General features: G+C 34.4%; 14 protein-coding genes. 3 read left to right on the plus strand and 11 right to left on the minus strand.

Annotated features, from left to right (window positions below):
- Positions 1-6: 6 nt before the first annotated feature.
- Together gpsB and J7E16_RS02695 are read right to left on the minus strand one after the other, a co-directional pair.
- A complete protein-coding gene (gene gpsB / locus J7E16_RS02690; RefSeq protein ID WP_034548561.1) occupies positions 7-354 on the minus strand; it encodes a cell division regulator GpsB in 348 nt (115 codons plus the stop codon).
- A 152-nt stretch (positions 355-506) separates the two neighbouring features.
- A complete protein-coding gene (locus J7E16_RS02695) occupies positions 507-1,052 on the minus strand; it encodes an SLOG family protein (RefSeq protein WP_214888376.1) in 546 nt (181 codons plus the stop codon).
- A gap of 71 nt (positions 1,053-1,123) precedes the next feature.
- Between J7E16_RS02695 and recU the strand changes: the two genes are divergently transcribed.
- Together recU and J7E16_RS02705 are read left to right on the plus strand one after the other, a co-directional pair.
- Positions 1,124-1,753, plus strand: coding sequence for a Holliday junction resolvase RecU (recU, locus tag J7E16_RS02700; RefSeq protein ID WP_214888379.1), 630 nt, complete (start codon positions 1,124-1,126; stop codon positions 1,751-1,753).
- A gap of 79 nt (positions 1,754-1,832) precedes the next feature.
- On the plus strand, positions 1,833-4,457 hold the full coding sequence (locus J7E16_RS02705; protein WP_214888382.1) for a transglycosylase domain-containing protein: 2,625 nt from the start codon (positions 1,833-1,835) through the stop codon (positions 4,455-4,457).
- Between the two features lie 260 nt (positions 4,458-4,717).
- On the opposite strand, the gene nth is transcribed toward J7E16_RS02705, so the two are convergent.
- From nth to dapB, 9 genes are all read right to left on the minus strand, one after another.
- The gene (nth, locus tag J7E16_RS02710) at positions 4,718-5,356 is read right to left on the minus strand and encodes an endonuclease III (RefSeq protein ID WP_214888385.1); all 639 of its coding nucleotides are present in this window, start codon (positions 5,354-5,356) and stop codon (positions 4,718-4,720) included.
- A gap of 14 nt (positions 5,357-5,370) precedes the next feature.
- Positions 5,371-6,087 carry a DnaD domain-containing protein gene (locus J7E16_RS02715; RefSeq protein ID WP_214888388.1) on the minus strand — a complete coding sequence of 239 codons (717 nt, stop codon included), beginning with the start codon at positions 6,085-6,087 and terminating at the stop codon, positions 5,371-5,373.
- 306 nt (positions 6,088-6,393) lie between these two features.
- Entirely contained in the window at positions 6,394-7,692 is a 1,299-nt protein-coding gene (asnS, locus tag J7E16_RS02720; protein ID WP_214888391.1) for an asparagine--tRNA ligase, read from the minus strand.
- A gap of 104 nt (positions 7,693-7,796) precedes the next feature.
- Positions 7,797-8,273 carry a cell wall elongation regulator TseB-like domain-containing protein gene (locus J7E16_RS02725; protein ID WP_214888394.1) on the minus strand — a complete coding sequence of 159 codons (477 nt, stop codon included), beginning with the start codon at positions 8,271-8,273 and terminating at the stop codon, positions 7,797-7,799.
- A 121-nt stretch (positions 8,274-8,394) separates the two neighbouring features.
- Positions 8,395-11,205: an ATP-dependent DNA helicase DinG gene (dinG, locus tag J7E16_RS02730; protein WP_214888397.1), complete on the minus strand. Its 2,811-nt coding sequence runs from the start codon at positions 11,203-11,205 to the stop codon at positions 8,395-8,397.
- A 132-nt stretch (positions 11,206-11,337) separates the two neighbouring features.
- A complete protein-coding gene (locus J7E16_RS02735; protein ID WP_034548547.1) occupies positions 11,338-11,814 on the minus strand; it encodes a hypothetical protein in 477 nt (158 codons plus the stop codon).
- Positions 11,815-12,024: 210 nt separating this feature from the next.
- Positions 12,025-12,627, minus strand: coding sequence for a nitroreductase family protein (locus J7E16_RS02740; RefSeq protein WP_214888400.1), 603 nt, complete (start codon positions 12,625-12,627; stop codon positions 12,025-12,027).
- Between the two features lie 103 nt (positions 12,628-12,730).
- Complete coding sequence (locus J7E16_RS02745; protein WP_214888403.1) at positions 12,731-13,936, minus strand: CCA tRNA nucleotidyltransferase; 1,206 nt, start codon at positions 13,934-13,936, stop codon at positions 12,731-12,733.
- Positions 13,933-14,724 (minus strand): 4-hydroxy-tetrahydrodipicolinate reductase, encoded by a 792-nt coding sequence (dapB, locus tag J7E16_RS02750; RefSeq protein WP_214888405.1) that lies wholly within the window; start codon positions 14,722-14,724, stop codon positions 13,933-13,935. The genes J7E16_RS02745 and dapB overlap by 4 nt, the downstream gene beginning before the upstream one ends.
- Before the next feature lie 215 nt (positions 14,725-14,939).
- Between dapB and J7E16_RS02755 the strand changes: the two genes are divergently transcribed.
- A complete protein-coding gene (locus J7E16_RS02755; protein WP_214888407.1) occupies positions 14,940-15,830 on the plus strand; it encodes a YitT family protein in 891 nt (296 codons plus the stop codon).
- Position 15,831: the final 1 nt, after the last annotated feature.

The raw sequence follows: 15,831 nt of genomic DNA on the forward strand, positions 1-15,831 counted from the left end.
AGAAGCTTAAATTTCATCTTCCATTTCATCTTCTGTTTCATCTAATTTCGAGCCAAATACATGACGTTCTAAATTCGATAAACGTTTTAAAATATCAAAATTGGTTACCGTACTATTAGGTTGAGAAGAAGAATAATTAGGTTTAGCAATTGATGCTTGTTTTGCTAATTCATCAATTTTACTCAATAAACGATTGTTTTCAGCTTTTACTTGAGTAAGTTCTTTATTATATGATTCGTAATCACGAATCACTTCATCTAAATACTCATCTACTTCAGCTGGATTGTACCCACGCATACTTTGTTTAAATTCTTTTTGAAGAATATCTTTTGTTGTTAGTGATCTATTTGCCATGTTCACACCTCTTTGTTTGCTTCATCTTCTAACAAAACATTATTCTCGTTTCTGCTAATGATTCTTATTATACCAAAGATAATGAGAAAAAAAAACTTATTTTTATATTATCTTGCTGCTCCGAGAATAAATAGGTCGTAAAATCGAAAGGATCAATCGTATTCTTCTTCAATACTGCTGTTTTGCAACTGGTCTACATCTATCAATCTCAACTCAAATTCCATTGTTTCCTGTTTCTTTTTTAGTGCTTGATAAACAAACTTTGTTTTCCCTTCAAACTCGGGGTCATACACTAACAATGCCGCTTGACAATGCTCTAACAAAAAAGCTTGATGATTTTTTAATTGGGATGGATCTTGATAAGTCTTATGGGAAGTAGCTTCAACATAATCAGCCTTTTGTTTTAATGAAGTAAGCTTACTTTGATTTTTTTCATTCCAGTTTGAACCAAATTCTAGAAAAGGAAAAATAATAGCAATTTTAATTGTTGGATACTCTTTTTTTAGGTCATCGACTACTTCGATTGCCCACTGTTCTGTACCAAATTGAGCACTCGTTAAGATCCATTCGATTCCTTCTTCAATAAATTGACTGATTTCTTGTTTTAAGCATTTTTTTATTACTGCTACCTTTGGATCATCTTCCTTGAATACACCAAGTTCAAATGTCCGATAACCACTAATGTATAAATTTCTCATAAACTCATTTGATTCTCCTTTTCTTTAAAGGTCTTTATTTGATATACTAGTACTCAGGAGTGTGATTGCAATTGGCTATACGATATCCTAATGGTAAAACCTATATCCATAGTGACAAAACTTCACCAAAAAAGCAACTAAACAATCAGTTGACTTCATTCAGCAAGCGAGGTATGTCTTTAGAAGAAGATTTGAATGCAAGCAATCAATATTATTTAGCAAAAGGAATTGCTGTTGTCCATAAAAAGCCCACCCCTGTTCAGATCGTCAAAGTAGATTATCCTAAAAGAAGTGCAGCCGTTATTAAAGAAGCTTACTTTAGACATGCATCTACAACAGATTATAATGGCGTTTACCGAGGGCATTATTTGGATTTCGAGGCAAAAGAAACACAGAACAAGCTTTCCTTTCCATTAAAAAATTTCCATGAACACCAAATTGTCCACATGCAGCAGTGTATCCAGCAACAAGCCATTTGTTTTGTGATCATGCGTTTTGCTACAAGTGAGCGTCTTTTTTTATTAGAAGCAGAACAGTTACTCGTTTATTGGAATAACCAACAAAATGATGGAAGAAAATCGATTCCATTAAAAGAGCTTGAAAAAATAGGATACGAAATGTATTATGGATTATCGCCACGTGTCCCATATCTAAAAATCGTGGATTATTTAATTATTAAGAATAAGGATAAATCAACATAAAAATAATTATTCCGTTCATTTATGGAAGAACTAGTTTATAATTTTTATCCAACAAGAGAAATAAGGAGTAGATTTAATTATGCCAGAAAAAAAAGAAATGTCACGTGTGTCAAAAAAACAAACGCAAAAGGCAAACCATTCAAAAAAAAGGAGCAAAAATAAGAAATCCTCTCTTCCAATTTGGAAAAAATCACTTATTGGAATACTGATCTTAATTGGAGCAATTTTAATTGGAGGTATGGGTCTATTTGCTTATTACGTCTCCTCAGCACCCGAAATAACCGAAGCTGAATTGACCGATACGGTCTCTTCAACATTGCTTGATTCAGATGGAAACGAATTTTTAACTCTTGCTAGTGAAGATCGTGAATTAGTCACAGAGAATGACGTTCCTCAAGTCTTAAAAAACGCCATTACCGCCATTGAAGATCAACGTTTTTACACTCACATCGGTATCGACCCTATCCGTATCGCTGGTGCAGTTGTAGCAAACGTAACAGATGGTTTTGCTTCTGAAGGCGGAAGTACTATTACCCAACAATTAATTAAACTTTCTGTTTTCTCTACAGGTGCTGAAGACCAAACGTTAAAACGGAAGGCTCAAGAAGCGTGGTTATCCCTTCAATTAGAACGAGACTATTCTAAAGATCAAATTTTAACTTTTTATATTAATAAAGTATATATGTCCGACAATAAATATGGAATGGGTACTGCTAGCGAATACTATTTTGGTAAACCGATAGCTGAATTAACTTTACCAGAAGCTGCATTGCTTGCTGGAATGCCACAAGCTCCAAATGCCTACAACCCCATCACCAATCCGAAAGATGCAACAAAACGTCGCAATCTAGTTTTAGACATGATGTTGGAGACTGAAGCTATTACTGCTTCAGAAGCCCAAGAAGCTAAATCAGTCGATGTCTCAGAAGGATTGGTCAAACATTCTGGTGAAGAAACGAATCAACTTGTTTTTGACCCCTATGTTAAAGAAGTTCTAGCTGAAGTTGAAAGAAAAACAAATTTAGATCCCTATACATCTGGATTGACTATCCACACTAATTTAGATATGGATGCACAACAACGCCTATACGATGTTGTAAATTCTGATGAATACGTCACAATTGAAGATGAAGATATTCAAACCGGCGTTTCTTTAGTAGACGTCAATACTGGCCAACTAAAAGCTTTAGGCGGCGCACGGAATCAAGAAGTCCAATTAGGGACAAACTACGCTACTGAATTAAAACGAAGTGTTGGATCGAATATCAAACCATTATCTGCTTATGGTCCGGCAATTGAATATTTACAGTACTCGACTTATGAACAAGTAGTAGATGAACCTTATACCTTTGATGATGGAACGCCGATCAATAACTATGATAATAACTACGAAGGTCAAATCAGCTTACGTCGAGCATTGGTTGATTCACGTAATGTTCCTACAACAAAGATTTATAAAGACGTACCCACAGATCAAGTCAATGAATTTTTAACAAATCTAGGAATAAATACATCTACTTTAAACCCCGGATCAGATGGTCTAGTTCAGTCAAATGGTTTCACTGGGAATATTACTCCAGTTGAATTATCTGGTGCTTATGCTACTTTTGCAAACGGTGGAACGTATACTGAACCCTACACCGTTTCAAAAATCGTTTTAGCAGATGGTGAAGAAATCGATCTTCAACCTGAATCTACTAAAGCTATGGCTGATTCAACAGCATATATGATCACGGATATGTTAAAAGATGTCGCTTCAAATAATTCTGCTCGAGTGGGATTAAATGGAATTCCACAAGCTGGAAAAACAGGTACGACTAACTACGAGGATGAAAAAAAGCAAGAGCATAATATTCCAGAGAATGGCGTACCTGACAAATGGTATACTGGTTATACAACGAACTATGCCTTATCTGTTTGGGTCGGAAAAGATAACTATTATGATTCGATCGACAATTCAGGCAGCGAACGATTATTACCTCAACAAATCTATCAAGCATTGATGTCGTACGTTTCAGAATCTGTTGAATCTAGTGACTGGAAAAAACCAAGTTCTGTTGTGGAAGTTGCAGTTGAAAAAGGCTCGATGCCTGCAAAACTTGCAGGTCCAGATACTCCTACAGACAAAATTGTTAACGAATTATTTGTTAAAGGAACGGAACCTACTACTGTAGCACCAAAAATTCCCGAAAAAGAAAGTAAAAAAGATGAGGAAGAATCAATCGAATTAAAAGCTCCATCAGGATTAACAGCTACCTACAATGAAGAGACAGATGCTTTATCAATCAAATGGAATGCTTATTCACAAAAAGGCATCTCTTACATTTTGACTGTAGGCTCTGAGTCTTATTCAACTAATGATCTTTCATATATTATACAAAGTCCTCCTGCAGGTGAAATTCCGATCACTCTCGCTGTACAAGCTGACGGTGATACTGGTCCCGCTAATTCAATAAGTGTTCTCATTCCTCCTAAAGAAGAGGAAGAACCTGAAGAGGAAGAATCTGTTGAAGAAGAACCTGTTGAAGAAGAACCTGAAGAAGAGCCAGTAGAGGAAGAATCTGTTGAGGAAGAACCTGAAAAGGAAAGCAGTGAAAGTTCTTCAAGTACTAGCTCTGCCCCAAGCGGTAGTTCTAGTTCTGCTCCAAACAGCAGCGCTCCAACTGCTAAATCAAAAGCTTCTAGTTCTGCTCCAGCAGAATAAAAACATCTCCTATTAGAAATTCAGATTTTAAATTCAAAAAAGCAAGATGAGACATATCGTCATTAGACGCGTCTCATCTTGCTTTTTTGGGCTGTATAATAGTTGGTGTTGATAGACTTAATCTAATTGCATTACCTACCCAAAATTCATTGAGGAATAGGGTTGATTGTATCCTACAATGAAGCACTGTGGGCAAATAACGCCCATTCCAGAAGAATTTTTTTTGAAGTATCCACACCATTTGATGTAGAACCGCTTTTTTACTGTACTTTTATTGGGCTATTTTCTTTTAATAGTTGGAGACATATATTATGATCATGGTTTCTTGCTATGCACTGATAGCGCCCAAAAAAAAGGATCCAGTGATGAGCAATACGCCACATATCTTTAGGCAATTGCTTCATTAAAATCTCTTCTACTTCACGAACGGTAGCATCTGGTGGACAAATACCCAATCGTTTAGTTACACGTTCAACATGAGTATCAACAGCAATAGCAGGCACATTAAATGCCTCGCTTAAGACTACATTTGCTGATTTCCTTCCTATTCCCGGTAAAGATTCTAATTCATGACGCTCCTGAGGAACTTCCCCATTAAATTCAACCATTAATTTTTGACAACATCCTTTAATGAATTTAGCTTTATTACGGTATAAGCCAATCGTCCTAAGTCGTTCCATAATATCTTCTACTGGTGCATCTTTAAATGCTTCAGGTGTAGGGTATTTTGCAAAGAGTGCTGGAGTGAGCTTATTGACAGCAATATCTGTCGTTTGAGCACTCAGCATAACGGCGATCAATAATTCAAAAGCGTTCTTATAGTTCAGTTCGCAGGTAGCTTGAGGAAATAATTCACCCATTGCTTCAACCATCTGTATCGTTTGTTTTTTAGATAGCATAACTTTCCTCCTTATTAAGGATTATCATTATTATTCAACCAATTATGCAAGGGTACTTTCGTTGTCTGTTCTTTAGATACTGAATAAGTTGTCGGCTTAGCATTCCCCTGTCTTCGGCGATTTGCTTCTTTGTCAACTTGATCTTTCGTTCGAATATTTTTTCTTTCCCAGTTTAGCAAGATGCGGTCAACGTACTTTAAATTATATACTTGGTTCAACACAGCTTCTCTTAAAGCTAATTCAATTAATTCAATGGCATAATGATCGTCATCCAACCACATACCGATCGTTTGAATTTCGATTGGTGATAATGGTCTGCCAAACTCAGCTTCAAACAATTGAAATAATTCTTGCTCCGATAAATGCTGTTTTTCAAAACGCTGTTGATTTTCTTGTTGTGATATGACTAAACCCAATTTATCCCATAATAAATCTAGACGGTAACTATCACGTGTTTTCCCATCATCATTCTTTTCTGTCTCAATTATGATCAACTTTTTATTGATCAAGTCATGGATCAGTTGGAATACCTCCGCAGAAGAAATTTGCATCCGTTTTGAAATGATTTCTGTGTCTGGGAAATCATTTCCTACGTCAATAAATGATTTCAATTGTAAAACTAGAATTAAGTGTTCACTGGTTAAGCCAACTTCTCTATAATGAGTCAATAATATATTTGATACAGTTGTATCCCCAGCTTTGAGCCATTTTTGTAAAAGATGATTATTCATACGATTTTATCCTCCTTGCTGCTTTTAAGTACAGGTTATTTGATAAATCGTGTTGGTGTAGCAACCTAAAAATCATTTTGGAATCGACGAGTCTGCTTATTGATGTCGAACAGATCGTCTGAAGTTTTTAAACCTTCAGATTTCCAAGTCATAAACAACTCCTGTTCCTCTAAAAAAATTATAAATTGCTTTAATAAATCAACCACCAACTATCATACAACCATAATAAAAGCATTTTTTCTCTGACGCTGATACGATTAAAAAAACAGCAACTTAAGAAAAGCTCAAGTTGCTGCACTACTTTTTTTATGGATAAATACGATTTAATAAACGTGGGAATGGAATCGATTCACGGATATGTTCAGTCCCGCAAATCCAAGTTACAGCCCGTTCTAATCCTAGACCAAAACCTGAATGTGGCACACTACCATATTTGCGTAGATCCATATACCATGCATAATCTTCTTCTTTTAAGCCGAAGTCTTTAATTCTTTGTGTTAAAGCCTCAAAATCAACTTCACGTTCGCTTCCGCCAATAACTTCTCCATATCCTTCAGGAGCGATTAGATCCGCACACAGTACAACATCATCACGATCTGGATGTGGTTTCATATAAAAAGGTTTTATTGCTTTAGGGTAATTTAAGATAAAGACTGGTTTATCATATTGAGTTGCAATAAAGGTTTCATGGGGCGAACCAAAATCATCTCCCCAAGTGATGTCATCAAATCCATTTTCATTCAATAAATTAACAGCATCATCATATGAGATCCTAGGATAAGGCAATTCAGTATATTTTTTTAGTACTTCTTTGTCACGTTCTAATGCATCTAGAGCATCACTACAGTTATCAAGGACACTTTGAATGATATAGGCTACGTACTTTTCTTGTACTTCTAAACTTTGTTCGTGATCCATGAAAGCCATTTCTGGTTCAATCATCCAAAATTCAATTAAATGACGACGGGTCTTTGATTTTTCGGCTCTAAAAGTTGGGCCAAAAGAAAAGACTTTTCCAAATGCCATTGCTGCTGCTTCCATATATAATTGACCACTTTGTGAGAGAAAAGCCTCTTGATCAAAATATTGTGTATGAAATAATTCTGTCGAATCTTCTGCAGCATTAGCTGTTAAGATTGGTGGATCAACTTTAATGAAGCCTTCTTCATTGAAAAAATTATAAGTAGCAAGAATAAGTTCATTACGAATATGCATAATGGCATGTTGTTTAGAAGAACGCAACCACAAATGACGATGATCCATTAAAAATTCTGTTCCATGTTCTTTTGGAGTGATCGGATAATCATGACTTTCTCCAATAACTTTAATTGCTTTCACAACTATTTCATAACCAAATTTTGAACGGCTGTCTTCTTGAATAACACCAGTTAAAAGAATAGACGTTTCTTGATTTAATGATTTAGCTAATTGAAATACTTCTTCCTCAACTTCGCTTTTTACAACGATCCCTTGAAAAAATCCAGAGCCATCTCGTAATTGTAAAAATGCAATTTTTCCGCTTGAACGTTTATTAGCTACCCACGCTCCAATTTCTACTTCTTCTCCAACATGATTTTTGGATTCTACAATTGTAATATGATTCACAGTTTAAAACTCCTTTAAATAAATTTTGATGGTTCACTCATTATTTACTGCCCTAATTATTATACAAGAAAAAAGGACTATATATCATTCTTTTTCAAGAATCTTTAAATATTCTCGATATCACTCACCCATTCACCTGATTTAGCGGTCAAAACATAATAACCAAGTCGTCCATTCTCTTCTTTATAGGATACCTCCCAGATAGGAATATCTCCTTCAAGACCAATACGAGCTTCAAGAATATCGACAGACCCTTTAGCTTCTCTCGTCAACTCTTTGGCTTGTTGTTCTGTAATGAATTCATCCTGATTCAGAATAGTTGTAGCTCCACCGTCTTTAGTAACAATTACCATAATTTCTTCATCGTCTTTATTCGCTCCGACAACTGAAAAATAAGTTTTATCACGATTATACCAGTAAAAATCTGATACTGTTACTAGTCCCGCAGCCTCTTTCGCAATGATGATCGTTTCTTTTTCGGCTTTTTTTATTGGCTTTTGGCTAATTGTTAAAAGAGTAATTGAACATACAAGCACAACAGACATGACAACTGCTAAAGTGATAAGTATTCCTTTTTTCATGAGTATCCCTACTTATAATTTATTGTTTTAGCGACCTTTTTATTGTTACTTTCAATAGCTCATTATAACAGAAAATCATTCTTTTTTCTAAAATTTTCATTATAATTTTTTTTCAGTTGTATTATTTCTCTGCTGCATTTAGAAAATTTTTCAATTTTTTACCTATATTTTCTGTAGTTACTTCTTCGATTGGCAAACCTTTTGGAAGTGACCTTATAATTTGTTTTCCGTAACTCGTTTGGATCAGTCGATTGTCTAATACGATCATTATACCTTTATCATTCTCAGAACGAATGAGCCTTCCGAAACCTTGCTTTAAGCGTAAGGTAGCTTTTGGCAATGAGTCGATTGTAAAAGGATTTAAATGCTTCTGTTCCAAGTAACGGTGTTTTACTTTTACAAATGGCCTATCTGGAGATTCAAATGGCAAACGAGTTATGACAATAATACTCAGTGATTTCCCTGGTAGGTCGACACCCTCCCAAAAACTGTCTGCCCCTAGCAGAATGCCTCCTGTAGATCTGAAAAAGCGTTTTAGGATCCGTTCACGGCTTCCTGAAAATCCTTGTGCCAACAATTCTCGGCCAGAAGCTGAAGGTTTTTGTTGCAATGCAAAATACACTTCTTGAAGTATCTCATAAGAATTAAACAAAACCATCGTATTTTCTACTGAATTTTTAATAATATTTTCTACTTGTTCAACAATCATATGAACATAGTCTTTCCTTGATAGGTCTTTGATTGGCCTCAGTTCTTTAGGAACCCAAAGTCTTGCTTGTTTTTTATAATCATAAGGCGATTCAATGATTAATTGCTTTAAATTTTCTTCCCCTAATTGTGTCTCAAAATAGCTAAACGAACCGTTAATTTCTAATGTAGCCCCTGTATATAAAATCAACGCTGTTTTATCTAATAGATTTTCTTTTATAAACTTACTGCTATTTACTTTTGAGCGCTTGATCATAAAGCTATTTTTAGGACTTTTTTCTTTATATGAAAACCAAGTTACTTCATTATCTTCATTTTCTTGAAAAACAGCATAAAAAATATCTTTCTGGCCTTCAAAGATTTTGATCATATCAAAAAAATCTTCTAATAGATAACGCTCTCGTTGCGTTAACTGATGGTTTTCATCTAATCCTTGGTTAACCAATTCAAATCCTAGATAGCTGATCTCATTCATCAATGCGAGAACTTTTTTTGAAGACTTCCTTAATGTTAAGTTCCACTGCGTTTCCCTATTAAATTGAATATCCAACTGCTCTTGTTGATAAAGCTCACTACCAGCTGTATTTTTGCAATAGATCAGCAATTGATAAATGAAATCCGTCAATTCATCTTCTAAAGAAAAAAGATTCATTTCCATATTTTCAATATGAGAAGGTTCTATTTTAGAAAGCTGTTGGCTTAACTGAGTGATTCTTCCTAAAAAGCTTTTTTCATCCGAAGCATGACCAATCAGTTTGATTACCTGCTGCATCCGGTAATACCCAAAAACTTCACTTGAGGCTTCCATTGCTACATCCGGCAAATGTTGTGCCTCATCAACGATCAATTTTCCGATCCTTGGTAATTCTTTTTCTTTACGGTTTAAATCATGGCATAAAAAAGAATGATTGGTAATGATCACACTAGCATGTTTGATTTTATGTTGCGCATGTAAATAAAAATCTTCGTCATACCATTGATCTTCTTCAGGTTTAGTCAACCAACCGCGATGCCTGATTTTATTCCAAAATAAATGGTTATAATTAGTTAAATTTAATTCATCTAAATCTCCTGTTTCAGTTTCAGTCAACCAAGTTAAAAGTTTCATTTTATAGATCACTTCTACTTTTTGGTCTGCAGGATCCTTTAATGCTTCTTCAAACTTAGTTAAGTGGATATAATGATTTTTACTTTTCAAAATAGCAGCCTGTACTGTGAAAGGCAAAATCGTGTTTAATTGAACCATGTCTTTATCTAATAATTGTTTTTGCAGCAATGTAGTATATGTGCTGATGACTACTGGATCTTCTACTGTTGCGATATAAGCTAAGGGCAGTAAATACCCTAATGTTTTCCCAACTCCTGTTGCTGCTTCGATCGCAAAATGATTCGGTTCATTGCTGCTAAAATAATCATAGACAGCATCCATCATTTTTATTTGTTGATTTCGGATTGTCAGTTTTGTTTGAAACAATTGTTCTTTATGATCTAAATTCGCTGGATAACGAGCATCCTCGCGGTAATTTTTTTGCTCAAAGATCGGTTGTTTTACTTTTACAGCTAACCCATTTTTTATCATAAGCAATTTAGAAAGCGGTATAGGTCTATTTTTCATTTCAGTTAAAGTCGTTTTGAAAAAATAAGTCGTTTCCATTGTAAGATTTTCTGATAGTTCAACCATTTTTTCTACAGTAACTAACGGCAATTCTTTTAACTTCTGTTTTAATACAAGAAAAAGTTCAGCTGTAACAGCTGCATCACTATCTGCTTGATGTGGATTAGTGTGTTCAATATTAAATTTGCTGACTAAATCATTTAGTCGGTAACTAGATTCAGTAGGCAATAGAACTTGTGCTAGTTCAACCGTATCTATGCCTTTGTTTTTCAATGGCGGCATCCCGCATCTTTGCAGTTCACCTGAAAGAAATACATAATCAAACTGGATGTTGTGTGCAATTATAATGCACCCATCTAATAAATTATAAATTGTTGCTGCAATATCTTCAAAATACGGCGCAAGTGCTACAGATTTATTTGAAAGACCCGTTAAATGCTCTATTTGCTTTGGGATACTGATCAAAGGGTTTATATTTGTAGCAAAACGATGAACGATTTGATCGTCTTCTATCAACACGCATCCAAATTGGATCATACGATCTCCGCTGGCCACGTTACCGCCCGTCGTTTCAATATCGACCACAGCGTATGTATCTTTATGTTTCACTCTCTTCACCTAATTCTTTAGACATAATATTCTCTTTACCATCATACTATGAAGCTTAAAAAAAAACAAAAAAACTCAAGAAAAATTAGATAGATTCCAATTTTTCTTGAGTTTGATATCTATTAGAAAATCTTAAAGTTTTTCTTTATAAATCTCTTCTGCTGTTTTATTTTTATCAATCACAATATACAATTTATTTTCTTTAGAAATAAATGAACTTTGATAAGCATTATCGATTCGATCAGAATCTATTGCTTCATAAGGGAAATAAACAGTCTCTTTAGCAATAACATCTGTAGAATTTGTTTTTTCACTGTCTTTATATAAAATATCCATTTTTTCAATATCTGGATTTTTTACTGCACGTTCAAACATGCCTGTTTCTAAACCACCAAGATTGATGTCACTTGAATTTGTTTTATCTGCTTCTGGAAAAATTTCTACTTTTAGAGACTCACACGGGAAGATTTCTTGGAAATCACTATCGCCAATTCGTCCAAAACTTTTTGAGATTTGTTTGATCCATAAATCGCCTATAAAACCTTTATTGATTGTCCAAGTTTCACCATTTTTAAACATTATTTTTAATGCCATAACTTCTTTCTTCATTATACATTCTCCCCTTTTACTTTTCTTAAACGAAAAGTTTGTGATTCTTTCGATAAATTCATTTTACCATAAAATAAATGAATGTAAATAATTAAGTTTATAATTTGTGATTTTTTTAACAATCTGATAAATAAATAAAGGAATAGAAAATTCACCATTTTTTCTATTCCTTTATTTATTTAGTTATTGCTCGATTTTAGTTGGTTAATATTATTTAAATACAAGAATTCTTGTATCATCATCCATGTATTCTTTTTCACCAGCTTGTGATTCAATAGAACCAATAGGCATTTGTCCAGTTAATTTCCAGTCTGCAGAAAGGTTCCATTCTTTTTGAACAGCACTATCGATTAGTGGGTTGTAATGTTGCAAACTTGCTCCAATATTTTCAATAGCTAATGCTGTCCATACAGAGTGTTGTGCGATCCCAGTAGATTGTTCAGACCAAACAGGGAAGTTATCTGCATACAACGCGAATTGTTCTTGTAAAGCTTTAACAATACTAGTATCTTCAAAAAATAAAATTGTTCCAAATGCAGCACGGAAACTATTTAATTTTTCTTTAGTTGGAGTTAGATCTTGTCCTTCTGGAATTGCTTTAAGTAAAGCTTCTTCAGTAATATCCCAAAGTTTATTATGAGCAGCTCCAAATAATATTACTGCACGTGATGTTTGTGAATTAAATGATGATGGGCTTTCTTTAACAGCTTTTGCTACTAATCCAACGATTTTATCTTCAGATAAAGAAACATTCTTTCCTAAAGAATAAATTGAACGGCGTTCTTCTAATAATTTTGTGTATTGATTTTCCATAATTTAAAATTCCTCCTTAAAAATAACTTACTTTTTAAGTATAACAACTTATTTTTAGTTAGTAAACCTTTTTATTACTTATTTTAACCGCCGCAACAATTTTTCAATCTTTTTCTTCGTAATAGAGCGAAACCCAATCAAAAATAGCTTGTTTCTCATTAAGTATATCTCCTACTAAAATAGCCATCTCTATTTCGATCATCAAATCCCCTAGCCATTTGCCAGGTTTTCTGTTTAGTACTTCTTTTAAATCATTGCCGTTTATCTTTATTTCTTTTTTGCTGTAAATTGGTAATTCTTCATATATCGAGTGAATAGAATCAAAATCAACTGGACGTCCTAGACATTCCATCATGGTCTCAACATCCAAAGCTATTTGTAGTCCAACCTGATAGAGGACTTGGCGATTGAAGTTATTTTTCAGACGATGTCTTAATGCAAATAGAGCTGATTTCACTAAATTGATTTCTTTTTTTGAGCATTTCCACTCTCTTAAAAATAATTCTGCTTCTTCCGTTGGTATATTTAGATAATGGATCAACAACGTCCAAGCAATGATTCGATTATCGATCACACAGTCTAGTTTAGCCAATTCTTCTAACTCTTTTTTATGAAGCTTCAGTCCTGGGCAATAACGAAATAAATTAGTTTGAATAAATAATGCTAATGCTTTTTTTCTCCCGCTACCTAATAAAAGCTTTATAAACTCAACTTGAATTCGCTCAACAGCTATTTTTTCAAGTAATGAATGATTTTTTTGGATGGCTAGTTCTGTTTTGCTATCCATATCAAAATCTAACTGACTAACAAAACGTACCCCACGCATCATACGCAATGCATCCTCAAAAAAACGTTCCTCCGGGATACCAACAGCTTTGATTATTTTATTTTCTAAATCATTCTGACCATCAAAATAATCAATAATTTTACCATCTCTATCCATTGCCAATGCATTAATGGTAAAATCACGACGTTTCAGGTCTTCCTTTAATGAGCGGACGAACTCAACGTTATCCGGGCGTCTAAAATCCTGATACGTTGATTCCGTTCTAAAAGTAGTAATTTCATAGGACTCATCTTTCCATAAAACCATTACAGTCCCATGTTCAATTCCTACATCAATCGTTTTTTGAAATATGAGCTTGATTTCATCTGGTTTTGCACTAGTAGCAATATCCACATCATTGATCGTCTTTTTTAATAACGTATCACGGACACTTCCACCTACAAAATAAGCTTCAAATCCTGCTTCTTTTATTTTATCAATAATCGGTAAGGCTTGTCTAAACTGATGGTCTAAAAAAATCATAAAAGATTTTCCAATCCATAGGCTATTTCATTTAATGACATTACCTTTTCACAGCCCAAAGCAACACCCGTCATAAAGGAAGACCGATCAAATGAATCATGGCGAATCAACAGACCTTCACCGACACTCCCAAACTGAACTTGTTGATGAGCAACCAGACCAGGTAAGCGTACACTATGAATTTTCATGCCTTCGTAATCTGCTCCACGAGCCCCTTTGATTGTTTCTTTTTCTTCTGGATTGCCTTGAGCATGATATCCACGTTCTGCAAAGATCATTTCAGCCGTTTTTATTGCCGTTCCGCTTGGCGCATCTAATTTGTTATCATGGTGCATTTCAGTTATTTCAACATCGGGAAAATACTTAGATGCTTTAGCAGCAAACTCCATCATTAAGACAGCTCCGATTGCAAAATTAGGCGCAATCAAGCCACCAAGTTTTTTTTCTTGTGCTAATTTCTGAACTTCCTTTACTTCACTTTCTGTAAAACCAGTTGTGCCAACCACTGGTCGAATCCCATGTTCTAAAGCAAAATAAGTATTTTGAAAAGCAACTGCAGGAATAGTGAAATCGATCCATACATCTGCCTGAACTTCTTTTACCAAGTCTTCTTTATCTTGAAAAACACGTACATCTGTATTCGAAAACTCACTTATCTCATTTAAGTTTTTTTCAACAGAATGAGGGTCAAATACCCCCACTAATGTAAATTTTTCATTCTTTATTACCATCTTTGTGGCTGTTAAACCCATTTTACCTTTAAAACCTGCAACTACGATATTGATCATTTTATTATTTCCTCTCAATCGGTTTCTCAACCGCTAATTAAATTTTATTTTATTTTACCTTATTGATCGCCTAGGCTAAATGACTATCCACCTCTTCATTTAACCGGTATCTTACCCTCTAAGTCTACCAAAAAGTGAGAAGGTTGCAAGACCTGTTGCTTGTTTAAAAAAAAAAATGTATTCTTTATAAAGTAAATAAAGTCTGGAGTGACGGTATGATAAACGAAAAGATAGCAATAAAAGATTTATTTATTATAACAATTGGCTGTGCACTTTATGCATTTGGATTAGTGTATATCAACATTGCAAATGAATTAGCTGAAGGTGGTATGACCGGGATTTCACTTCTATTAAGGTATTGGTTTCAAATTGACCCAGCACTTTCTACATTATTATTAAATATCCCAACTATTTTGATTGGATGGAAATTATTAGGCAATCGTTCATTGATCTATACAATATACGGAACGACCATGTTATCTTTCTTTCTATACATTTGGCAAAGAACGTCTATTGCAATCAATATCGATAATGATCTTTTCATAGCTGGAATATTAGCTGGTTTGTGTGGTGGAGTAGGCAGTGGTATGATCTATCGTTCTGGTGGAACAACTGGTGGGAGCGATATTCTTGCTCGAATTCTTGAAAAGAAAAAAGGTATTTCGATGGGCAAAACATTACTGGTCTTTGATGTTTTCATTCTAACCTTATCTCTTACTTATATAGACCTGCCTCATATGATGTATACGTTGCTTGCTTCTTATGTATTTTCTAAGATCGTTGACTTTATGCAAGATGGTTCTTATGCCGCAAGAGGATTATTAATTATCTCAGATAAAAATGATACGATAGCTGAAAATATTATGCTTGAGATGGAACGAGGAGTAACTTTCTTTAAAGCCGAAGGTGCTTATTCAAAAGAAGAAAAAAAAGTTTTGTATTGTGTCTTGGGCAGTCATGAAATAGTAACAGCTAAACGAATCATTCACGAAACGGATCCAAAGGCTTTTCTTTCTCTTTTGACGGTACACGAAGTTTTAGGTGAAGGATTTTCATTTGATCCTAAACCTAAACAACCTCTTTTCAAAAAAAAAGCCACCCTTTGAT

The sequence above is a fragment of the Carnobacterium sp. ISL-102 genome, assembly GCF_018612935.1.
GTDB classification, from domain to species: domain Bacteria; phylum Bacillota; class Bacilli; order Lactobacillales; family Carnobacteriaceae; genus Carnobacterium_B; species Carnobacterium_B alterfunditum.